At 51.9% G+C, this 23111-nt stretch carries 20 protein-coding genes and 1 pseudogene; 1 reads left to right on the forward strand and 20 read right to left on the reverse strand.

Going from position 1 to position 23111, the window contains the following annotated elements; translation table 11 throughout:
• Window positions 1-3: 3 nt before the first annotated feature.
• From HMPREF9412_RS16355 to cymR, 17 genes are all read right to left on the reverse strand, one after another.
• Entirely contained in the window at window positions 4-1155 is a 1152-nt protein-coding gene (locus tag HMPREF9412_RS16355) for a Ger(x)C family spore germination protein (RefSeq protein WP_009592764.1), read from the reverse strand.
• On the reverse strand, window positions 1148-2254 hold the full coding sequence (locus HMPREF9412_RS16360; RefSeq protein WP_009592762.1) for a GerAB/ArcD/ProY family transporter: 1107 nt from the start codon (window positions 2252-2254) through the stop codon (window positions 1148-1150). The genes HMPREF9412_RS16355 and HMPREF9412_RS16360 overlap by 8 nt, the downstream gene beginning before the upstream one ends.
• Window positions 2255-2260: 6 nt before the next feature.
• Complete coding sequence (locus HMPREF9412_RS16365; protein ID WP_009592808.1) at window positions 2261-3769, reverse strand: spore germination protein; 1509 nt, start codon at window positions 3767-3769, stop codon at window positions 2261-2263.
• A 123-nt stretch (window positions 3770-3892) separates the two neighbouring features.
• Window positions 3893-6067: a methyl-accepting chemotaxis protein gene (locus tag HMPREF9412_RS16370; RefSeq protein ID WP_009592774.1), complete on the reverse strand. Its 2175-nt coding sequence runs from the start codon at window positions 6065-6067 to the stop codon at window positions 3893-3895.
• 215 nt (window positions 6068-6282) lie between these two features.
• Complete coding sequence (locus HMPREF9412_RS16375; protein WP_009592761.1) at window positions 6283-7626, reverse strand: peptidase U32 family protein; 1344 nt, start codon at window positions 7624-7626, stop codon at window positions 6283-6285.
• Window positions 7627-7638: 12 nt separating this feature from the next.
• Entirely contained in the window at window positions 7639-8571 is a 933-nt protein-coding gene (locus HMPREF9412_RS16380) for a peptidase U32 family protein (RefSeq protein WP_009592757.1), read from the reverse strand.
• Window positions 8572-8673: 102 nt separating this feature from the next.
• Entirely contained in the window at window positions 8674-9717 is a 1044-nt protein-coding gene (gene mltG / locus HMPREF9412_RS16385) for an endolytic transglycosylase MltG (protein WP_009592743.1), read from the reverse strand.
• A gap of 94 nt (window positions 9718-9811) precedes the next feature.
• The gene (locus HMPREF9412_RS16390; protein ID WP_175320776.1) at window positions 9812-10123 is read right to left on the reverse strand and encodes a DUF1292 domain-containing protein; all 312 of its coding nucleotides are present in this window, start codon (window positions 10121-10123) and stop codon (window positions 9812-9814) included.
• Complete coding sequence (locus HMPREF9412_RS16395) at window positions 10123-10425, reverse strand: DUF1292 domain-containing protein (RefSeq protein ID WP_015734061.1); 303 nt, start codon at window positions 10423-10425, stop codon at window positions 10123-10125. Before HMPREF9412_RS16395 ends, HMPREF9412_RS16390 begins: the two co-directional genes overlap by 1 nt.
• A gap of 17 nt (window positions 10426-10442) precedes the next feature.
• Window positions 10443-10856 carry a Holliday junction resolvase RuvX gene (gene ruvX / locus HMPREF9412_RS16400; RefSeq protein WP_009592756.1) on the reverse strand — a complete coding sequence of 138 codons (414 nt, stop codon included), beginning with the start codon at window positions 10854-10856 and terminating at the stop codon, window positions 10443-10445.
• Window positions 10857-10868: 12 nt separating this feature from the next.
• The gene (locus tag HMPREF9412_RS16405; RefSeq protein ID WP_006208869.1) at window positions 10869-11129 is read right to left on the reverse strand and encodes an IreB family regulatory phosphoprotein; all 261 of its coding nucleotides are present in this window, start codon (window positions 11127-11129) and stop codon (window positions 10869-10871) included.
• A gap of 218 nt (window positions 11130-11347) precedes the next feature.
• Window positions 11348-13975: an alanine--tRNA ligase gene (alaS, locus tag HMPREF9412_RS16410; protein WP_009592747.1), complete on the reverse strand. Its 2628-nt coding sequence runs from the start codon at window positions 13973-13975 to the stop codon at window positions 11348-11350.
• A gap of 418 nt (window positions 13976-14393) precedes the next feature.
• A complete protein-coding gene (locus tag HMPREF9412_RS16415; protein WP_009592785.1) occupies window positions 14394-15461 on the reverse strand; it encodes an AI-2E family transporter in 1068 nt (355 codons plus the stop codon).
• 159 nt (window positions 15462-15620) lie between these two features.
• The gene (locus HMPREF9412_RS16420) at window positions 15621-15830 is read right to left on the reverse strand and encodes a hypothetical protein (RefSeq protein ID WP_015734058.1); all 210 of its coding nucleotides are present in this window, start codon (window positions 15828-15830) and stop codon (window positions 15621-15623) included.
• An 11-nt stretch (window positions 15831-15841) separates the two neighbouring features.
• Entirely contained in the window at window positions 15842-16363 is a 522-nt protein-coding gene (locus HMPREF9412_RS16425) for a PRC-barrel domain-containing protein (protein WP_009592754.1), read from the reverse strand.
• 138 nt (window positions 16364-16501) lie between these two features.
• Window positions 16502-17647 (reverse strand): cysteine desulfurase family protein, encoded by a 1146-nt coding sequence (locus HMPREF9412_RS16430; RefSeq protein WP_009592783.1) that lies wholly within the window; start codon window positions 17645-17647, stop codon window positions 16502-16504.
• A gap of 14 nt (window positions 17648-17661) precedes the next feature.
• The gene (gene cymR / locus HMPREF9412_RS16435; RefSeq protein ID WP_009592789.1) at window positions 17662-18081 is read right to left on the reverse strand and encodes a cysteine metabolism transcriptional regulator CymR; all 420 of its coding nucleotides are present in this window, start codon (window positions 18079-18081) and stop codon (window positions 17662-17664) included.
• Window positions 18082-18380: 299 nt separating this feature from the next.
• Between cymR and mnmA the strand changes: the two genes are divergently transcribed.
• Window positions 18381-19490: a tRNA 2-thiouridine(34) synthase MnmA gene (gene mnmA, locus HMPREF9412_RS16440; RefSeq protein ID WP_175320775.1), complete on the forward strand. Its 1110-nt coding sequence runs from the start codon at window positions 18381-18383 to the stop codon at window positions 19488-19490.
• A gap of 75 nt (window positions 19491-19565) precedes the next feature.
• Here the strand turns inward: mnmA and nrdG are convergent, their stop codons facing one another.
• The 3 genes and pseudogenes from nrdG to HMPREF9412_RS16460 all read right to left on the reverse strand — a co-directional run bounded on the left by nrdG (window position 19566) and on the right by HMPREF9412_RS16460 (window position 23076).
• Entirely contained in the window at window positions 19566-20069 is a 504-nt protein-coding gene (gene nrdG / locus HMPREF9412_RS16445; protein WP_009592775.1) for an anaerobic ribonucleoside-triphosphate reductase activating protein, read from the reverse strand.
• A pseudogene (locus HMPREF9412_RS16450) lies at window positions 20066-22301 on the reverse strand (anaerobic ribonucleoside triphosphate reductase). The gene nrdG and the pseudogene HMPREF9412_RS16450 overlap by 4 nt, the downstream one beginning before the upstream one ends.
• 235 nt (window positions 22302-22536) lie before the next feature.
• A complete protein-coding gene (locus HMPREF9412_RS16460) occupies window positions 22537-23076 on the reverse strand; it encodes a PCYCGC domain-containing protein (protein ID WP_009592767.1) in 540 nt (179 codons plus the stop codon).
• Window positions 23077-23111: the final 35 nt, after the last annotated feature.

Here is a 23111-nt window from a genome sequence, read left to right on the forward strand (position 1 = left end):
TCCTTATTCCGTCCCGGTAATGGTTCCAATGGTCCGGACTCTTGCGTCTGCGTGCACATGGATCTTGCATTGCGAAAAAATGTTTTGACCTCGGTCCCAGTCGTCCTTGTAACGGTTCCATGTTTCGTACTCCTGCTCTTGGCATTTCTTCCAGAAGCCCAAAAAGTCCGATTTATAATCATTCTGGGCCTTTTGAATGACATCCATTGCGATTTCCTTGATCCGTTCCTCCGCCTTGCGTTTGATCTCCCCGTTTAGTTCGCGAACGATTTCGCTCTCTTCCAGCTCAGCTTCCCCAATATTGCCTCTGACCGAAATTTCAACGTCAAACTCGGGAAGTCCGCGATCGTCCAGATGGACTCGAATGATCCGGTTGAATTCCCTGACTTCATAAACGAGCTGTTTGCCGTGAACGACCAGTTCCAGGGATGCGGTTTTTACCGTTCCCTGCATCATGTTCCGGCCCGTGGTTTCATCGTTGTCCAGGAATCCCATGAACCTGTAGTTCTCGCCGTTAAACACAGCTGCGCCGCTGGTGGATACTCTGTCGTCTTGCGTGATCGATACCCGGGGCAGCGCATAACTCGACTTGGACAACAGGAAATGATGCAGTTCCCCCATATTCGTTGGAGGCGTGATGGATTCGCTTTTGTCCTTATTTTCTTGCGTTGAACGAATGTACTGCACAGGCAAGGTTTCAATCTTTGAATGGATCTCCAGGATCTTGCTCGCCTCTCCCTCAGCGACCATAATATTAGAAGCTCGCCGGTTCTCCGGATCCCGGACAAACAAATCCAGTACATCGCCTACGTGCTCCGTTCCGGCCAGCGCTTCGGAGATAATGATCACTTGATTATGGGCCAGGTAAGGAGAGCGGCTGATCTCATTCGACATCTTCCGCGCGGCTTTGAATACGCTGCTCGCGGTTGAGGACAGATTGATAAAAGGGCTCCCTCCCTCACTCTTTTGGCCGCTGGAGCCTTTCATCTGCGTAGGCACGACAATTTGAAACGTAAGCTTAATTTGTCCTTCCTCTGCCGCGTCAAGAGCCGTGCCGACTACAAATCCCCGCTCCTCGATTTCGATGCGGTCCCAGCAGCCCGCTGTCGGCCATAACAGCAGGAGCGCCAGGAGCATCCGGAGTTTTCTAGCCATCCCCCTTCACCCCCCGAACTTTAGCGATCAAGAGCAGCAGTGCCGGAAGCACCCATGCGGATCCGACCCCCATATAACTGATCCATTCCGCAAATACGTTGAGTTCTCGGAGCGTGCTCGGCAATAAACCGAGGATGAACAGTATCGGTGCCAGAACAAGGATCATCGTAAATCTTCGATGTTTAGGGAATACGGATTCCAGCGCCAATAAAGCCACGTCAAACGCCATCGCATTCGTGCTGAACAATGTCATCAACCAGATGACAAAAAAGAAAAATTCAAACCGTTCGAATATTCCTCCCGGAACTTCAACCTCTTTGGCCAATTCGGCTAACGGATACAGCGTATTGGAAACCACCATCGGTCCAAAAACGCCAATGACAAACACGAAAACAACAAAGTATACGCAGACTGGTATCATCAGCCCGCGTAAGATAGAGCCTGGAAGCTTGCTTTTCCTAGCGACATAGATGTTGTAGAACAGCATGATCTCAAGTCCTAGATAGGAGAATACGGTATCCTTCGAAGAGGCAACGATTCTCCTCCAGTCCGTTTTAAACACAGGCAGCAGAAAGTGCATGTTTAAGCTTCCAAGATTCAAGAGGACGATCAACAGCAAAATCGTGATAACGATAGGAAAAAAAATCAGGTTCAAGCGCACCAAAGCGATGCTTGGGCCGGCAACGGCATAGATTAATACCAGCAAATAAACCAGCCCGATGATTTCCTCCGGTGTGTTATCGAATAAATACAGCCTCGTTATCGTAGAAACGCCGCGCACTTGGTAACTGACAAATAACAGAAAGTAGAGGCTCATTAACAGCGTCAACACATGGGCTGCTTTTCGGCTCAAAATCATCGAGGCCATTGCATGATAGTTTTTACCGGGAAACCTCGAAGCCAATACGCCGATGGCCCAAGCAAATACAAATGCGATCATGCCGCCGAGAATGATCGGCATCCAGCCATCCGAGAACTGGGTCTTCTTAGCAATCGTATGGGGGAGCGTGAGGATTCCGAGTCCAATCATCATATTGCTGACAGAGTAAACAATCTCTTTTCTGCCGATCGTTTGACTGCTTCGTTGGTTAAGGTTCATTACGAATCACCGCTTTTTTGCCCGATGGATATCCTGGGGCTTCATAAATAAAGGTCTAAGCGTAAGCCAAGTCACCGGCACGCGGATAAACATATCCTTCCAATCGTGCTGAACAGAGGGGGCAATGGGACTCAGATAAGGGATTCCGAAGCTGTGCAGCCTCATCAAGTGGATACAGATCATGATAAAGGTCAGCACAATCCCATACAGTCCCAGAAAGCTTGCAGCAATCATGATCGCAAAGCGCAGCATTCGAAAAGAAATGCCTGCGCTGTAAGACGGAATGGCAAAGGAGGATATGGCTGTCAGTGCCACGATGATGACCATAATCGGGCTCACGATCCCCGCCTGAACCGCAGCCTCCCCGATTACAAGTCCTCCGACAATGCCGATTGTCTGACCTATCGGTTTCGGCAGGCGAATTCCCGCTTCGCGCAGCAATTCCAGTGTAACTTCCATCAGTAAGGCTTCGATCACTGCAGGAAAGGGCACCCCTTCCCGTGAAGCAGCAATCGAGAATACGAGCTTAAACGGGATCATGCCGGGATGGAAAGACAGGATGGCAATATACAGCGCGGGAAGAAACAAAGTAATTCCGATGGCCACAAGACGCAGCAAACGTATCAGCGAGCCAATGCTCCATCGTTCGTAATAATCCTCCGGGGAATGTAACAGGGAAATGAAAGTAAACGGAAGCAGAAGCACAAAAGGGGTACCGTCCAGCAAAATCGCTACTTTTCCCTGCAGCAGGGCGGAAGTGACTTTATCCGGTCGCTCGGTATTGAGGATCTGGGGAAACGGCGATAAAAAGCTGTCCTCGATCCATTGCTCCACCGTCCCGGATTCAGGGGCATAGTCGAGATCCAGCGACTTCAGCCGGCGGTTGACTTCTTCGATCAGCTCCGGATTCGTCAATCCTTTAATATAGACGACTGCAAGCGACTGGTTCGATCGCCTGCCGATGGTATGGGGGTCAATCGTCAGGTTGGGCTCGCGAATATGTCTTCGCAGCAGGGAGATGTTGGTGTAGATACTTTCCGTAAATCCTACTCTCGGGCCGCGCACCAGCGCTTCGGTTTGAGGCTCCTCAATGCTCCGTCCCGGCCATTTGCGGGTTTTGATCAGCAGGACCTCATCCGAACCCTCCAGCATAAGAATCGTATCGCCCGAAAGAATGACCGGAATGACTTCATCCCAGCGTCTCGTTCGGTTGGTGATCTGGAGGGATATCATCCGATTCTCGATTTCATGGAGAACATTCCGTACATCCTTCATGGATGACGCGTATTGCTCCGGGTTATGCTGAATCGGCTGGATAATCTGCTCCTTAATCAACAACTGATCGGATAATCCTTCCAGGCTGACAATGGCTGAGGTGTATGAACTGCCCCCAACCTGAAGCACTTTCGTGGTGAGGTCGCTGGGGTCATTGAGCAACAGACTTAATGTTTCCAGGTTTTCCTTTAGGTGCGTTGACAGGAATTCAGGCGTTTGGCCAGGCTGCTTCGTCTTCATGTGACCTCGACTCCTTCAACCATATTCTCCGTTATGATACCCTCTGAAAGCCATTTTTATCCGTAACAGAAAAAAGACTGCTCCTACCCGCTTAACGGATGGAACAGCCTATGAAACAACTTCCTATAATCTAAAACGAGACAAGGTCTCTTTCAGCTCATTCGATACATTCTCAAGCTGTGTTGACAGATTAACCAGCTGACTGCTGACGCTTTGCTGCTCTGTGGAGAGAGAAGCCACCTCTTCCGAAGTTGCGGAGGATTCTTCGGCTACCGCGCTCACATTGCTCATCGCTTCCGAAAGTACATTTTGAGATTCATTCAGCTCATCAATCGAATGCGTGACGGAATCCAAGCGATCGATAAATTCTACCATCTGCTGTTGAACGGATACGAAGATATCGTTCGTTTCCTTAACGGCATCCATCTGACCCTTGAAGAGCGGGTTCGCATCGAGCAGTACCTGCACGGTTTCGTTCATCTCGGCCATGATGCGGTCCGTAATTTGGCTGACCATATCGATGGATTGCCTGGATTGGTCTGCCAACTGGCGGATTTCATCGGCCACGACCATGAAGCCTTTACCAGCTGCTCCGGCACGGGCCGCTTCGATCGTTGCATTCAAGGAGAGGATGTTCGTTTGCTTGGTGATGTTCTGAAGCACATCAAGCACTTTGGCAACCGAAGATGTCGTTTCCTTCAAGCCATCAACCTTATGCATCATCGAGCGTGTCATATCCTCGGTCTGATGGGTCTTATCCAGCAAGTCGCTCAAATGCTTCGTTCCCAGCTCACTGGAGCTTTCTACGTGACGGGCTGATTTGCCCATCTCTTCGTTAGCCGTAACAACGATTTGCATCTGCTTCGAGATGTTATTAGTCAGATCGCTGCCGCGCTCTGCTTCAACCGCCAGACTGCTTGCTCCGTTCGCAATTTCCTCAGTAGCTACGGCAATTTCTTTGGCCGAAATCGCCGTCTTCTTCGAGGCATCGCTTAATTCGGCAGCCGTTCGAAGCACTTCCTGGGCGGTATTGCTCGTTTGCTGCACGAGTCCGGTAATCTGCTCCATCATATCGTTGAAGCTGGCCGAAAGCTGACCGATTTCGTCCTGGCTCTTATGGTCTGTACGAACATTCAAATTCCCTTTAGCGCCTTCCTTCATCAGCAGGTTAAGCTTGCCTATCGGACGGGCAATCATTCTTACCATCCAAATACCGATCAGAATGGCAAAAATAACGTCGATGGCTGCCACGATCAGCGTGATGACCAGTATGCTGGAGGCATCCTTCGTGAGCTCGCTGGTTTGGACAGAGCCTACGAGCTTCCAATCGTTCGTGCTCAGCGTATTATAAACCGCCAGTACATTTCTTCCTTCCTCATCCTTCGTTCTTACGTCATCCGTTTTGGTGTCGGCCGGAAACTCTTTCGCAAACGTCCAAGCGGTTTCCGATCCCACGATGGAGGAATCGCTGGAGGAAACAACGATGCCTTCAGGACTGATCAATTGCAGTTGGCCGTTCTCGCCAAGGTTAATTCCCTTCAGCTGGGCATCCAGCACCGAGGCGTTCAGTTCAAACATGACGACATACGTAGACGTCAGGTCGTTCATGGAACCCAAGGAGCGGGCAATCGTGAAATACGGAGCACCGCTGTTCTGCATCGTTGGCAGCCACATAATCTTCTTGTCGCCTTCCTTCAGTTCGGCATACCAGCTTTGCTCAAGGACGGTTTTGGAGGATTCCGAGGATTGTCCTGCGGATATGATCTTCTCTCCCTTGGAAGGGATCAAATAAATGGCTCTAATGGCCGAGTCCGATGTAATCTGATTGGATAGCTTATCGCGAATGGTCCGCTCCACCGTAAACGCATCGTACTCGCTTAACTTCTTATCCGTGTACTCGGACAACAACTTCTGCAATTCAATGTCATAGAAGATTTGTCTGCCGGCATTTTCGTACTTATCCAGAATGATGTCGATTTTCTCGGAGGTTTGGATAATCGTCTGCTGATTGCCGTTTGCAGCATTCTTCTCAATCGTGTCCTTTGCCTTGTTGTAAGACAAATAACCCAGGACGATCACAAAAAATACAATGGCTGACAAAAAGATCAGGAACAACCGGATGCCGACGGATTTTGCCGGGTTCATCGGCATCCGGCTTATGGCCGTTCCCATGTTAGAAACGAACGACTTGGCAGTATGTATCCCTGATGATGCCGAAGGCGTTTTCTTTTTCTCTTTGTTTCCTCCGGGCTTCTTGTCCTTTTTCGGTTTCTTATCATGCTGCTCAACTTCTGACATTAGCTGTTCACCTACCACAATCATATTATTAATACGCCGGTCCAATCCCCTGAAACGTATTCGTTATTCTTTATTTCGACAATTGGGGGTGTTTTCCTTTGGGTTTTCGCAAAAAAATAATTCTTAAATCCTAATTTTTTTGCAAACAAAAAGAATCCAAGGTCCATCCACAGACCCGGATTCTCAATTGTGTAGTTCCGAAGAACTATATTTTGTTATCCTTTGCGTTTTCGCATCATATCAAAATGACGCACCGGCTGATCCACCTTCATGCGAATGAGCTGAAGGGGATGGCGAGCTGCATCCAGTTCGCTTCCATTCTCATCCTGGATAGGCCCTACCGTCTGCTTAAAGAAGGTCCCTTCCGGCCCGAAAAACTCGATTTCATCCCCAGGCTTAAAGTGGTTCCGCTGCTGGATGACGGCCGTTCCCGAGCGCTCGTCATATTCCATCACCAATCCGGCGAAATCATAAGGGACCGCCTTCTCTTCCGGTTCATAAATATGATCCTCATGGTCCGGCGTATCATAGAAAAACCCGGTATTCAGCGGTCGGTTGGCCGCTTTATTAATTTCCTCGATCCATTCAGGCTTCAATACATATTGCTCAGGGTCGGCCATGTAAGAATCAATCGCCTGTCTGTACACATTGACCACGGTCGCAACGTAATGGATCGATTTCATCCGTCCCTCAATCTTGAAGCTGTCGATTCCGACCTCGATCAGATCCGGAATATGCTCCAGCATGCAGAGATCCTTCGACCCCATCGTAAACTGATTATCTTCCGGCTGGAACAGCGGGATCTGGGTAACGCCCGGTTTGAACGGGGATGGAGCAGGGGCAGGCTGTTCCATCAGCTGCTGCTCTTCCGACACCCATTGACCTTGCTCTTCTCTTCCATCCTCGAACAAATCATATTTCCAACGGCAGGATTGGCAGCATCCGCCCCGGTTCGAATCACGGTCCGTAAAATGGTTGGACAATACGCAGCGACCGGAGAACGAGGAGCACATTGCTCCATGGATAAAGGCTTCGATCTCAATGTCAACATTCTCTTTAATCGCTGCGATTTCCTCCAGGCTTGTCTCCCGTCCCAGTACGACCCGCGGCAATCCTTCGTCCTTCCAGAATTTCACCGCCTGCCAATTGAGCGTGGACTGCTGCGTGCTCAGATGTACTTCAAGTTTAGGCGCAGCGCGCTTGGCAACCTCGATAATCGCCGGATCGGCAGCGATGATCGCTGTTATGCCTGCTTCTTCCAGGCTTCGCAGGTAGGATTCAATGCCTTCGATGTCCTCGTTATGCGCATAAATGTTGGTGGCCACAAACACCTTCGCGCCGTATTTCTTGGCGAATTCCACGCCTTCTTTCATTTCTTCGAAGCTGAAGTTGTCCGCATTCGAACGAAGGCCGTATTTCTGCCCTCCGATATATACCGCATCGGCGCCATAATGCACCGCAAATTTCAGTTTTTCCAAATTACCGGCCGGGGCGAGCAATTCCGGCTTGTCCAGGCGATAGCGTTTGCCTTTGTATTTTGGCTGTGCCATTGCTTCCATGCTGTCCACTCCTTAATAAACTTGTTCCTTGTAGAAAAATCCAAACGACAATTCGCGTTCCGGATCCTGAATCGCGCGGATTCCGTCCATCCACTCTTCCTGAAACGCATAAGCTGAAGCGTCTGCAGCATAGAGATCGATCGCTTTACGATAAGTTCGAATTACAACCTCATTGTAATGGCGCGGCTTCAGCAGCGTCTCCACCTTAAAGCTGTCCACGCCTGCTGCCATCAGCAGATGCAGATCCTCCAGAATGCAGATATCCTCCGAACTCATGATATGGGTGCCATTGATATCCTCATAGATCGGATATTTCTCGTCCTGGCGTTCGGCCTCGATGAGAAACAGGCCTCGCTCTTTGCCCAGGCTGCCGTCATTGACCGGTCTGCCCTGCTGCTGCATGTAACTGTTCACCAGGCGCCGCTTGGAGTGATAGATGTTGGTCATGCCGTGGACCTGGACCTGCGCTTCCAGCTGAAGCTGCGGCTTCATGTCCGTGACTTCGTCCATATTCAATTCACGCGCCAAAATAACCCGGGAGGCGCCTTTGCTTCCCCAGTAATTGGCCGTTGAATAGTTGGTGGCGGTCATTTCCGCATTCCAGTGGAGCTTTAACTGCGGAGCCAAGTCTTTTACGGTAGTTAGCACCGAGGGATCGTTAAACTCCACCGCATCCACTCCGATGTCTCCGAGCGCCTTAACATAAGCAGGAAGCTCCGGCAGCAAATCATTGGTCATTAAGTTGTTCAAGCTTACGTAGACTTTGCTCACTTGCCCGTGAGCAAGCTGCACGACTTGCGCAATTTCGTCCAGGGTCAAACTGCCGGGCAATCTCATGCCGAAGCAGTCTTCGCCGACAAGCAGCGCATCGGCTCCGGCTTCCAGGTAAGCAGCAGCATCGGCCACGGAGCCGGCCGCCGCCAATAATTCAGGTTTGATACTCATGATGATTTCCTCCCTATTAGAGGTTGTTCAACAAGCCTCTTTCATGCCGTAGTGCTGAGGCGTCGCCTGCCTGCCGCAATCGGACTTGCTGAACACGTCATATTATTGTTGTGCCATCTTTTTGCTGGCTTCGATGTTTTTTAAATGCTCTTTGTACGTTTTGGCAAAGAGATGTTCCTGCGTACCGTCCTTCTTCGTCACATAGAACAAATAATCGGATTTCTCCGGGTTCAGGGCTGCCTGAATGGATTCCAGGCTCGGGCTCGAGATAGGCCCCGGCGGAAGTCCCTTTTGACGATAAGTGTTATACGGGCTCTCGACCTCCAGGTCGGCGTAAAGCAGCCGTTCCTTCGGCTTATCTAACAGATATTGAACGGTCGCATCGATTTCAAGCCTCATATCCTCGTCCAGCCGGTTATAAATCACGCCGGCTACCAGGGCGCGCTCCTGGTCCGCAACCACTTCACGCTCCACCAGCGAAGCGATGGTCATGAGCTCATGAAACGTCACGCCTCGCGCCTCCAACTGACTCTCCCAATCCGGAATTTCAGCCAAACGCTTCTCGGTTTCCTTCAGCATGGTCTCTGCGATGCCTTTTGCCGTTAGATCCTTCTTCGGCAGTTCATAGGTCGCCGGGAATAAGTAGCCCTCCAGATGATGCCTCAGATTTGCTTCAGCGGGAATCTCTTCCGTTATGGGCACACTCCAGCCGGATGGCTGATCCACAACCTCCAGGAACTCCTTCTTGTCGATGCCGCTCTCGCGAGCGATGGTTTCCGCCATCTGAAGGATCGTATATCCCTCGGGGATCGTGAAACGGACCATTTCCTCAGGCTTCACTTCACCGTTGTTCATCTTGGATAACAGCTCCTGGAAGGGAGTGCCCGGCGTTGCTTCATAGGTTCCAGCCATGAGACGGCTGCCTTCGCCGCTAAGCTTCAGATAACCTTTAAGTATAAGAGCATTTTTGATCAGTCCCTTTTCCTCAAGCAGATCGGCGATAGAGGATGTGCTCATGCCGGACTCCACGGTGAATTCGACGGGAGTTTCCGAGCTCTGAACGGGTTGTAAACCATTCCATACGTAGAATACGGCCCCGCCTGCAATGAGGATCAGAACCAATGCTGCTATTGCCAGTTTCTTCAATCTACTCATCCCTTCACACCAAAAGGGGCGGACAGCTCCGCCCCTTCCTGAACTTTCATTTGAAAATTAAGCATGTGCTCCTGCAGGAGGGAGCTTAGTCCTCGTCTCCCTCGGGAAACGTCAGCTCATCGTAGAGCTCGGACACATTCTCCCATTCCTCGTCGTCATCAATGGTGGCCAGCTCCAATCCGCCATCCGCATTCTTCACGATCCGGAGAACTTCGTACTCCTCATCGGTGCGGTCCGGCTGAACCAGAATGGCATACCCTTGACCATCCACTTCAAATTCGGCGGCAATATCATAAACCTCGAGATGGCCTTTATCGTCCTCAAGCTCAACACTCTCACCGAATGCTTCCTTAAGGGCTTGGGTCCATACGATATTCTCAACCGAAAAATCAGACATCATTCGTCTCTCCCGTCCAGCTCTTCCACGAGCGTATTGAAGGTTTCTTCAACAATGGCCCATTCTTCATCGTCTTCGATCATAAACAGTTTCAGGTCTTCTCCGTCTTCCTCATAACGGAAGGCGTAAACCTCGTCAGTCTCTTCTTCTGCAGACTCCCTTGGTACGACCATCATATATTTGGCATCCGAGCCATCCACTTCGAATTTCATGATGACTTCGAACTCTTCCTCGTTGCCTTCATCGTCGGGAATATAAATAATTTCCGGTTCTTCTTCCATACCAATATGCTCATTAGCCATTGTAATCACCCTCACCTTTACCTTTTAGAATCCAAGTAGTTTTGCAAAATCAAGCTTGCCGCCATTTTATCTACAACCTGTTTTCGCTTCTTTCGGCTGACATCGGCTTCAAGCAATGTCCTTTCAGCGGATACTGTTGATAGCCGTTCATCCCAAAGGTGAACGGGTAAGGATAGGGACTCTCGCAACGTGTTTGCGAATTCCATGCAGATTTCGCCCCGCGGACCAATCGTGCCGTTCATATTCTTAGGCAGGCCGACCACAATCTCGCCGACCTCGTTGTCTTTGACGAGTGCGGCAATTCTGTCCAGCTCGCCTTCGTCGCGGCGGCGTTCGATAACTTCAACCCCTTGGGCCGTCCATCCGAACACGTCGCTGATGGCAACACCGATTCTGCGGTCCCCGTAATCTAATCCCATGATCTTCTTCATCCCTGTGTGCTCCTAACGGTGACTGGCTAAGTAGAACCGGACCAGTTCTTCAATCAATTCATCTCGCTCTTTTTTCCGGATCAAACTTCTGGCATTATTGTGCCGAGGTATATAAGCGGGATCCCCGGACAAAAGATACCCTACGATTTGGTTAATCGGATTGTACTCCTTCTCTACCAGCGAATCGTACACCGAAAGTAGAATGTCCTGGGCGGAAGCCTCCTTTTCATCACCTTTTACATTGAACTTGACTGTCTTATCCATGGAGTCCATGTGTGACACACCTCGCTTCTTCAAAGAACATGTTTACCATGCTTCGTCGAATAAATATTTACCAGCTTGATCTAGTTATATCATAACATAATCCTAAGTCTCTACGGAAATCCAAAGCGAAATATTTAGAGAGTGTTCCAAAAAATTCGGGATTGTGTACAGCAAATGCCGCTTCCCGCTTACGGTCGCCTGCCGTACACAATCTGGACAAATCATGTTTACACGCCCCGGGCTACGAGGTCCTCCGCATGCTGCAGCGCCTGGGCAAGCTTGGAAGCATCCTTGCCCCCGGCTTGGGCCATATCCGGACGGCCTCCGCCGCCCCCGCCGCATACCGATGCGACTTCCTTAACCAGCTTGCCGGCATGATAGCCCTGCTTCACCAGCTCCTGCGGAACCGCTACGACGAAATTCACCTTGTCGCCTGCTTTGGAGCCGAGCACAAGGATGGTCTCGGGCAGCTTGCCCTTCAATTCGTCAGCGATGCCGCGGAGTCCGTCCATGCTGCCGGCCTGTACTTCGGCTGCCAGCAGCGACGTGTTTCCGACCTGCTTCACTTTGTCGGTCAGCTGGCTGGCTTCAATGGCTCCCAGCTTGCCTTGCAGGGACTCGTTCTCCCGGGCAAGATCCTTCACCTGTTGGTTCAGGCCTTCGATCCGCTTCGGCACGTCCGCAAGATTGCTCTTCAGCAAGCCGGCAGCCTGCTTGAGCAGGTCCATTTGGCCCTCCAGATGCTCATAAGCGTAACGTCCCGTTACGGCTTCAATGCGGCGAACGCCGGAGCCGATGCCGCTCTCGCCAAGCAGTTTGAAGATTCCGATCTGGGACGTGTTGTCCACATGGCATCCGCCGCACAGCTCGATGCTGTAATCCCCGACCTGAACGACACGGACGATATCGCCGTATTTCTCGCCGAACAAGGCCATGGCGCCCATCGCCTTCGCTTCATCAATGGCCTTGCGTTCGATAACGACCGGAACGCTCTTCCATACCTGTTCATTCACGCGGCGCTCAATATCGGCCAGTTCCTCCTGCGTAATGCTGCCGAAATGGGAGAAGTCGAAGCGCAGACGCTGCGGTTCGACAAGGGAACCTGCCTGATTGACATGATCGCCAAGCACTTCCTTCAAGGCTTTATGCAAAAGGTGAGTCGCTGTATGATTCTTGACGATGTCATTGCGCATGGCGGTGTCGACCTGCGCCTTGACCGTATCGCCCACTTTGAGCTCGCCGAGCTCGACGGTTACGAAATGCACATGCTGTCCATGCGGAGCCTTGAAGAGGCCTTCCACTCGGGCACGCACGGATCCGCCTTCCAACATCCCCTGATCGCTGACCTGGCCGCCGCTTTCCGCATAGAACGGGGTAACGTCCAGAATGACCTGACAGGTCTCGCCTTCACTGACGCTGTCCGCAAAGCTGTCACCGGACACAATGGCGAGCACTTTCGCCTCGCTGACGGTGTCATTATATCCAACAAATTCACTTTTAACCGTATAATCGGAAAGAACGCCGCCTTGGACCTTCATGCTTTCCGTTTCATGACGGGCTGCGCGCGCACGGTCACGCTGTTCCTTCATCGCGGCATCAAAGCCCTCGCGGTCCACGGTCAATCCGTGTTCGGACGCATAATCCTCCGTTAAATCAAACGGGAAGCCGTACGTATCATACAATTTGAACGCGTCGCTGCCGCTGATGACGGATTTGCCCTGCTTCTTCGCTTCGGCGCTGACGTCAGCCAGGATGTTCAAGCCGTCCGAGAGCGTTTTATGGAACTGTTCTTCTTCCGTCGCAATGACCTTCTCGATAAAGGCGCGCTTCTCAACGACCTCTGGGTAGTAAACTCCCATAATATCGCCTACGGTTCCGGTCAAGGTATACATGAACGGTTTGTCCAGTCCGAGCACCTTTCCGTAACGAACCGCGCGGCGGAGCAAACGACGGATGACATAGCCGCGGCCTTCGTTGGAAGGCAGCACGCCATCGCCTACCGCGAATGCAACCGTACGGATGTGGTCTGCAATGACTTTCAGCGCGATATCGTATTCCGTCTTCTCGTTGTATTTTACGCCGGCAAGCTCTGCCGTCTTCTGAATGATCGGCTGGAACAGGTCGGTATCGAAATTGGAAGCCACGTTTTGCAGAATGGAAGCAAAGCGCTCCAGACCCGCACCCGTATCGATGTTCTTGTTCGGGAGCGGTGTGTAGCTGCCGTCCTTGTTGTGGTTGAACTGGGAGAACACGAGGTTCCATACTTCAAGCCAGCGTTCATTCTCGCCGCCGGGGAACATTTCGGATTCCGGTGCCTCCGTGTCGTATCCTTCGCCGCGGTCATAGAAAATCTCGGTGCAAGGTCCGCATGGTCCTTCGCCGATATCCCAGAAGTTATCCTGCAGCTTGATGATGCGCTCCTTCGGGAGACCGATTTTCTCGTTCCACAGTTTATAGGCCTCCTCATCCTCCGGATACACGGTTACGGACAGCTTCTCCGGATCGAAGCCGATCCACTTTTTGTCCGTCAGGAATTCCCAGGCCCAGGTGATCACTTCTTCTTTAAAATAGTCGCCGATGGAGAAGTTGCCCAGCATTTCGAAGAATGTATGGTGCCGGCGGGTCTTGCCGACATTCTCGATATCGTTGGTACGAATGCATTTCTGCGAGTTGGCAATTCTCGGATTTTCCGGCTTCACGCGCCCGTCGAAGTAAGGCTTGAGCGGAGCCATGCCTGCATTAATCCAGAGCAGGGACGGGTCATTATGCGGTACAAGCGATGCACTTGGCTCAATATTGTGGCCTTTCTCTGCAAAAAACTCTAGCCATTTGGAACGGATCTCACTAGCTTTCATCTCTACACTTCCTTCAGTCGTAATATAGGGATACGATCATTTGTATCCGAACACAAAAAACGCCCCTGAATATAATTCAGGGACGAATGTTCTCGCGGTACCACCCTGGTTATCGTCCATTCATCCTCCAGCATGTTTTCCTTGGATGACGAATACGACGATCGCCTCGTAACAGCTTGATAACGGGAGCCGCCCGGTGAATTTGAATCACACTCGAAAATTAGCATTCGGCTAGGGACGCTTCCAGGTTCTCGCAGCCAGCCGGAAATTCTCCGGCAGGAACCTGTTCTCTGGGCAAGGTGCACAAAGCCTACTCGATTTTGTCATCGATTTTAACGGTTATAGGTTTAATTTCAAGTATATATAGGGGGAATCCATCTGTCAATGCATGGACATGCCTGGTTATTGACCGAAGGGGTCAACCGGATTTCTTCCTGACATAATAAGCGAAAACATGCTGCAGCAGCACTTTGATGACGGCAAAGACCGGAACAGCCAGAATCAGACCCACGGTTCCTGCCACCTGTCCGCCGACAAGGAGCGCAAATATGATCAGAAGCGGATGCATATGCAGCTTCTTGCCGACCACTTGCGGCGAGATGACATTGCTCTCCAGCGTCTGGCAGACCATATTGACCACCGCCACCAGCAGCACCATCCTCCAGGAAATCGTGGATGCCATCACAAGCGCAGGAGCCGCCCCGAGAAAGGGGCCTAGATACGGAATGATGTTGAACACCGCCACGATGCTGGCCAGCAGCAGCGCGTACGGCATGCCCACGATCATGTACCCCACATAAGCGAGAACGCCGATGATCAAGCATACCAGAAATTGTCCGCGGACATAATTCCCGAGGGCCGTGTCGATCTCTTTCAGCAGCGTGACAATCGACTTCCGGCGGCTCCGCGGCAGATAGGATACGGCGGTTCGCTGGAACACCTCAAAATCTTTTAATATGTAGAAGATCAGGAATGGAACAATTAACACATTAAACAGGATGTTGATGGTGTTGCCGATATTGTCCATGAAATCCGAAATTCCACCAGCCAGTCTCGACTCCATCTGCAGGAACCAGCTGTTGACGCCTGTCCTTACTCCCGGGGGCAGCAGCCTGCTGTCCAGATTGGTCATCAGGCTTTGGGCGTTCATCGATAATTCAGGCAAGTGCTCGTTGAGCTCCTCCAGCTGCCGGATCAGCATCGGAATCATATTGATCAGAATGACCGCCAGCGAAGTCAGGAAGACAGCATAAATGAGCAGCACCGCAATGCTCCGCGGAACTTTGCGGTCAGAGAGCGTGCATACTATCGGATTCAACACATACGATATGATCATGGCAACCAAAAATGGCGCCAGGACTGCCTTAAGAAAACGATAGACATCCAGAAACAGCGGGCGCAGCAGCCAGACAAAATAAAGGGAGATGAGTCCAAGCATCAACCAAACCAACAACCGAAACCATTTGTTCTCGGTTAGCTGTTCCACACAGGCACCCTCCTTTTTTCGAAAGCTACCCTGTAGTATATGTACAAGCTTCCAGAAATAAACTAACATTTCCGCCGGCCAAAATGAAAAAGACTCCTGCTATTCAGCCGCACAGGCCTTAAGCAAGGAGTCGTTGTTCTTACGCTATGTACGCGTTCTTCAGGAAGACGCGTGCATCTGAGGAAAATCCGGCTGCATGTCATCGCCGAAGAACAAATCATCCAGCGAGCTGAGCGTGCCGTCCTCTTCTACCTGGTATACGGACATTTTCTCTCCGTTAACCGTCAATTCGATAAAGCAACCCCAGCAATAAAACTGGTGGGAGCCGATTTTTCCGATATCTTTGGAACTACAGTTTGGACATTTCATCCTACCTCACCCTATCCGTTCACAGAATTAATGGCTTTTTCCAGACGCTGTTCGCTCATCGGGGGTACCATGACGGCACTCTCGCCGATAGCCATTTCCGCTGTGCAAGGCAGCCATTTGCGACCTTCGATCAAATCCGAGACAAATCCATCGGATATTTCCAACCCTAGTATTGTATTGCCCTGTTCCTGCTCAAAATAAACATCCGATATACGACCGAGCAGGACACCATCCTCTGTCAGGACCTGCATCTCTTTCAATTTGCGCTTGCCCAAAAGGTACGTAAGCGGTATATCGTTGGCGCCCAATTTGCGGACAGCCTCTTGGCTCCGGATCATGACGGCATCTTCCCCGTAGGCTACGATATCTTCCCATGAGACGCTTTTCACATGCGAGGAAAACAAAGCCTTGCCTTCAAGCTCCAATCCGGTAATCAACCAGTTCTCATCTAGTATAAAATCGTGGATTTTGCCGATTTCCTTACCGTTCTCCACGTCGAATACAGCCAGTCCGATCATTTCTTGAAGTTTCATAACCGTGGACACCTCCTCATCCTTCATGGTTTGAAATCAACCGCGGTTCCCAAAAAACGCTGACCGGCGGGCAATTTCCAAGGATGAAATGGACGAACGCATACCCCCTATTCCGTAGAAGGAGAAATCCCTTAACATCTATTTACGTAACCGATTAAGGATGGTTCCAATTTTTTGGGCAGTGTACTCCATTTCTTGAGTAGTATTACCCAAACCGAAACTAAAACGAATCGCGGAGCGCAAAACAGGGTCAGAAAGTTTCATTGCTCGGAGTACATGGGATATTTCCAGGGATCCCGACGTACAAGCCGAGCCGCTTGCCGCCGCAATTCCTTCCATATCGAGGTTCATCAGCATCGTCTCCGTATTGGCACCGGGAAAGCTGATATTCAGGATGTGAGGTAGGTGATGTTCCGGGTTTCCATTGATCACAAAAGAATTCTCGCCAATCTCCTGACGAAGCCCGTCAAGGAGGGTCGATCTCAGTTCGCGATAATGCTGGATTCGCGTATCCATATTCTGCACGGTCCATTCCACTGCCGCCGCAAAACCGGCGATTCCGGCCATATTCTCTGTTCCGGCCCGGCGCTTCTTCTCCTGCAACCCTCCGAACAGACGGGGAGAGACGCTGAGTCCCCTGCGGACGACCAAAGCGCCTACGCCCTGCGGCCCGTTGATTTTGTGGGCGGAAAAGCTCCACATATCCACCGGAAGCTCGCGGCAGTTGATCGCCTCCGAGCCCAATGCCTGAACGGCATCGGTATGGAATACGATTCCTCGGCTCCGGCATAACTCGCCGATTTCGGCGATCGGCTGAACGGTGCCTACTTCATTGTTGCCGTACATGATGGTCACCAGCACCGTGTTGTCCTGAATCGCGCCCGCAATGTCCTCTGCAGAAACACGCCCTGTAGGGTCCACCGGGACATAGGTAACCTGGCAGCCCCGCCGTTCCAGCTCATGGCAAGTGTGGAGCACCGCATGGTGCTCCACCGCTGACGTAATCACATGTCTGCCTTCCGCGCCCAAGGACTCCAGCAGTCCCAGAACTGCCAGGTTATCGCTCTCGGTCCCGCCTGCGGTAAACACCAGCTCGTCCGAATGGCATCCTAACAAAGACGCTATTCGATCACGCGCCCCGTTCACGATCTTCTTCGCTTCCCGTCCAAAAGCATGGACGCTCGAAGCATTGCCGTATTGGCTCGTCATGACATTCATCATCCGCTCCGCAACCTCCGGATGAACCGGGGTTGATGCGGCATGATCCAAGTATACTGATTTCATCTCCGTCGTCACCCTTAAATGTAAAACATATAGTTGTCTGCAGCAGACTGTTCATGGTAATTGATCAGATAGTCCAGCGTCGTGGAATCCAGCACTTCAGCGATGCTGTCGCGGATTCGGAGCCAGAGGTCACGCTTCGCCGGATCGTCCTCTTCCGTAAAATCGACGGGGGATATCGGCCCTTCCAGCACGCGGATGACGTCCCCTGCCGTGATGGATGCCGGGTCCCGGGAAAGGATATATCCGCCGTATGCACCGCGGATGCTCTTAACCAAGCCCGCATTCCGCAGCGGCGCGATCAGCTGCTCAAGATAATGTTCCGACAGCTGGTTCTTCTCGGCAATGCTCTTCAGCGAAGTCGGCCCTTCGCCGAACCTGGCGGCCAGCTCCATCATAATCGTTAATCCGTATCTTCCTTTTGTTGATATCTTCAAAGGTGACACCTCTTTCGGTAATTTGTATATTATGTCCATCCTGTACATGAATTGTAGGTGGCGGGCGAGCGATAAATACGGCATAAACCATGAGTAAAGCAGCTTATCCTGTATTTTTCTCCGTATTCCGATCATTACCCTCAGCTTATCGTAACATATCCTGGACCCCAATGGGTAATATTCCAGCTGGAAACTCGAAAAATGTTCACCCTGAGTGGACAAAATGAAGCGTGTGAACCTTGTTCCAATATGTTAAAATACCTCCATGGGCACAATTCAATATGAAAATGGTGATAACGATGTCAAAAGAAAAACATAACACTCGTATCGTTGTCGGCATGTCGGGAGGAGTCGACTCCTCCGTAACAGCGCTCCTGCTCAAACAGCAGGGCTATGAAGTGATCGGCATCTTTATGAAAAATTGGGATGATACCGATGAGCTTGGCTACTGCACAGCCGAAGCGGACGCTGAAGACGTGCGCCGCGTGTGCGAGCAGCTCGACATTCCCTACTATACCGTCAATTTCGAGAAGGAATACTTCGATAAAGTATTTTCCTATTTCCTCGATGAATATAAAGCCGGGAGAACGCCGAACCCCGATGTCATGTGCAACCGCGAGATCAAATTCGGCGAATTTCTGAACAAGGCCATGGACTTGGGAGCCGACTACGTCGCTACCGGCCATTATGCCCGCGTCATCGAGGAGGACGGACAGTACCGGCTGCTGCGGGGTGTGGACAGCAACAAAGACCAAACCTACTTCCTCAATGCGCTGAGCCAAGAGCAGCTTTCCAAGGCGATGTTCCCGATCGGGCATCTGCCGAAGCCGGAGGTCCGCCGACTAGCTGAGGAGGCCGGGCTGTATACCGCCAAGAAAAAAGACAGCACCGGCGTTTGCTTCATCGGCGAGCGGAATTTCAAGGAGTTCCTCGGACAATACCTCCCCGCCCAATCCGGCGATATGGTGGACATTGTCACCGGTGAAGTAAAGGGCCGCCATGACGGCTTGATGTACTACACGCTGGGGCAACGCCAAGGCCTCGGGATCGGCGGATCCGGCTCCGGTGAGCCTTGGTTCGTAGCCGACAAAGATTTGACCAACAATATTTTGTACGTTGTTCAAGGCGATCATCCGAGCTTGTATTCGACCGGACTCGTTGCCTCCGGAATGAACTGGATTGCAGGACAAGACGCTATGCCCAAAGACGCCTACGCCTGCACCGCCAAATTCCGCTACCGTCAGCCGGACCAGGAAGTAACCATAACCCCTCGCGAAGACGGAACCGTTCATGTCGCGTTTGCGAAGCCGCAAAAAGCGATCACGCCGGGACAAGCCGTTGTCTTCTACCAAGGGGACGACTGCCTTGGCGGGGGAACGATCGAAACGGCGGATAAAGTTCCTTATTAATCCGCTGAATGATACGCGAAGAGCACACACTTGATACGGAATGTTCCGTAAAGCGTGTGCTCTTTTTTTTGCGTGCTAGCGAAGAATAAACTCCACGGCAATTCCCTGCTCCATGCTGGCGGCTACATCGATGAAACGCTGATTCGAGCTGCCCCGGAAAGGAAGCGAGACATCCCTGCGCTCCAACTCGAATTTGCCGTCAACGATGACATCGCACAGCAGGGCCAACTCGCGCAGCTTCGGCTGCCTCATCAGCGCTTCGAAGGTGAACCCCGTGTAGGCCCATACGTTTTTTGCGGGACAGAGGGTCCTGAGCCTGCGTACGAACGCCGCACATTCTTCCGGGGAGAAGAAGGGGTCTCCACCGCATAAGGTCACGCCATCCAGCAAAGGGTTGTCTAGGATATCCTGCAGTATCGCCGCTGACATTTCTTCGGTAAAGGGCTTCCCCGCTTCAAAGTCCCAGGAATCCGTATTAAAACATCCGGCGCAGGCATGGCGGCAGCCGCTCACGAATAGAACCGCACGAAGTCCGGGGCCTTCATTGATGCTCTCAGGGATGTATCCGCACACATTCACAAATGCTTCACCCGATCCCGAACCTCGGCCTGCTTGGCCGAATTGAAGCGCTCCGTATAATTGCCCGTTAAATATCCCGTTACCCGCCGCAGCCGCTGGAAGTTTCCATCCGCCTCCAAGGCGCCGCATCCAGGGCACGCACTTCCGATAATGCCTTCGTAGTTGCATGCCGGGCACCGGTCGACGGGATGGTTAACGGAGAAATATCCGATGTTCTGCTGCAGGGCAAACTGCACGATATCCCGGAAAGCAGTCGTATTCTGCCTTGCGTTGCCGTCCAGCTCCACATACGAAATCGCGCCGGCGTTGCACAGCTCATGGAAAGGAGCTTCGGAACGGATCTTGCGGTAGGCGGCCATCGGATAGTACACGGGTATATGAAAAGAGTTCGTGTAATATTCGCGGTCAGTCACACCCTCGATCACCCCGAAGGTCTGCCGGTCCAGCTTCGTGAATTTCCCGGATAACCCTTCTGCAGGCGTGGCAAACAGCGTGATGTTCAAGTTATACCTTTCACCGGCTGCATCGCAAAACCGGCGCATATGCCGGATGATCTCGATCCCCAGCCCGCGGCTGTCCTCATCCTCGCCGTGATGCCGTCCGGTCAACGCCTTCAGGCATTCGGCCAGCCCGATAAATCCAAGCGCCAGGGTGCCGTGCTTGATCAGCTCGCGCACCTTATCCTCCGGCGCCAGCGCCTCGCCGCCTTCCCACACGCCCTCCCGCATCATGAAATCGGACGCTTTGGCCGGTTGGTCGGCCTGCAGCTCGTAACGGTGAATCAAACCCTCCACCGCAATTCTCATATAATGATCCAGCTGTTGATAGAAACGGTTCAGGTCCGGCACTGCCCGCTTCCCTTGGACGATGCCATGTTCAATCCCGAACCGGACCAAATTGATCGTATTAAAGGACAGGTTGCCCTTGCCGCTCAGCCGGTTTCGCCCAAAGCGGTCCGAAATCGTGCGGGTCCTGCAGCCCATGGTGGCAATAATCGTGTCCGGGTCGCCCGGGTTATAATAGACGAGATTAAACGACGCGTCCACGTTGACGAAATTCGGATAGAGCCTGCGGCTGGAGCACTCGACGGCTTTCAGGAACAGGTCGTAATTCGGCTCGCCTTCCGCCTGGTTGACCCCCTGCTTGCACTGGAAAATATGCTGCGGAAATATTGGCGTCTCTCCCCCGCCGAGCCCCTTCATCGTGGCATCCAACAGGGCGTGGGACACCAGCCTTCCTTCGGTTGACGTGCACATGCCGTAATTCAGCGAAGTGAAAGGAATTTGTCCGCCGGCCCGGCTGCTCATCGTATTCAAATTATGGATCAAGGATTCCGCAGCCTGCTTTGCTTCATTCACCGTTTCGCTATAGGCGTAATGATAGATTCGCGGGTATATGTCCTTCAGCTGCTCATTGTCTATGTATATATCGTGATCCTCAAGAGCTCGTTCATACGGCCGATCCTCTCCCAGCCCCGCTTCTCCGAAGTAGTCCAGCCCTTTGCGAAAATGCCGACGAAACGATTTGCCGACATACGGCGCGAGATCCCAATCGATTTTGCTGCCGGACACGCCGCCGAATTGGCTGTTCTGCTGGGATTGAAAGATGATGGCTACCAGCGCCATGGCGGTCATGATGCTCTGCGGCGGCCTGACCGATCCGTTACCGGTATTGAAGCCCTTGGCCAGCAACCGGCCGAACGGGATGAAGATGCAGTTCGTCGTTCCCAGCGCATACTGGTCCAGGTCATGAACGTATACATACCCATCACTCACCGCTCTCGTGAGCTCTGTGGGGAGGATGAATTTGCTTGCCATCCATTTGGCGTATTCGGAGCCGATCCGGCTCATTTTTTCCGCTGAAGGATTCCCCGTTCAGATTCGCGTTCTCCCGCAGCAGGTCCAAATCGGTTACCCCGATCACATCCCTGCTGATCTTATAAAGCTCTCCCCGCCGCATCCGCTCCAGATCGCGGGCCTCCCTGTAATGTTGATATGCAGCCGCTACCTCGGGATAACCCGTGCTTTGCAAATGCTCCACAACGATATCTTGTATCTCCTCCACGCTAACCTGTTCCATCCCCGCAGTGGCGTGGGCAACCTCATCTCCAATCCGCAAAGAAGCATCCTTGCGGGAAACACCCTCCACCGCCATAAACGCTTTATCCACCGCCTCCACGATCCGGCTTGTCTCAAATTTCACCAGGCATCCGTCTCTCTTCATGACCTTCATGAATAGGAACAACTCCTCTTCTTCATATCGTTAACACACTATATATAGTTTTGTTTTATCAATTTACATCCATATATAGTTTCATGCTGTGATATAGATCACGATGGTCGGTCTTTAAAATCGAATAGGGCTGCACTTACGCTTAACCCCGGAGGGGATAGTGCCCTACAAAAAAAGGCACCTCGGGCGATCCTGGGATCACCATCGGGTACCTTCTTGTTTGACCAATAACAATTTAACTTTCCACAGGCGGCATCGGGGTTGGCGTCGGCTTGGCATAGCCGGTGCTGTATTTCTCGTCGATCGCGGTCCGGATATCCGTTAAGCTCATGCCCTCACTGCTCATTTTGGCAGATTCCACGGCAATGTCCAAACACACCCCGCAGCGGGTGCCGTGATCGTCCCACACCACCGTGCCGTTCTCCTGAATCTCATCGATAAAACAGTTCAGGTTGCTCTCATGACCGGCACTTTCCCCGCAGCCGCAATAACAAGGAATGTATTTCAGGACATCACTCACCTGCGCGGACAAAGCATAAATCGTTTGGAGCTCGCTGGTCTGGCTCTTCAAAAAGGTCGGCAGCTCATCGATCGAAGCCGTCGCCTCCTGGATATCCCCGTTGGACAGCTGCGTCTGATGTCCGTGCTCATGCGCCGCCTCGGCTGCCTGTCCACTTACGCCTTGCTCCTGGGCGCTTTTTCCCGAACAGCCGCTCAGTATAAGGCCGGCGGTCAGCAGCAGGATGACAAACCGTTGTTTCCCTGTTTTCATCATTCATTTCCTCCATTTAACTTAACTAACGGCCGTGA

The sequence above is a fragment of the Paenibacillus sp. HGF5 genome (assembly GCF_000204455.1).
In the GTDB taxonomy this organism is placed as follows: domain Bacteria; phylum Bacillota; class Bacilli; order Paenibacillales; family Paenibacillaceae; genus Paenibacillus_AQ; species Paenibacillus_AQ lautus_A.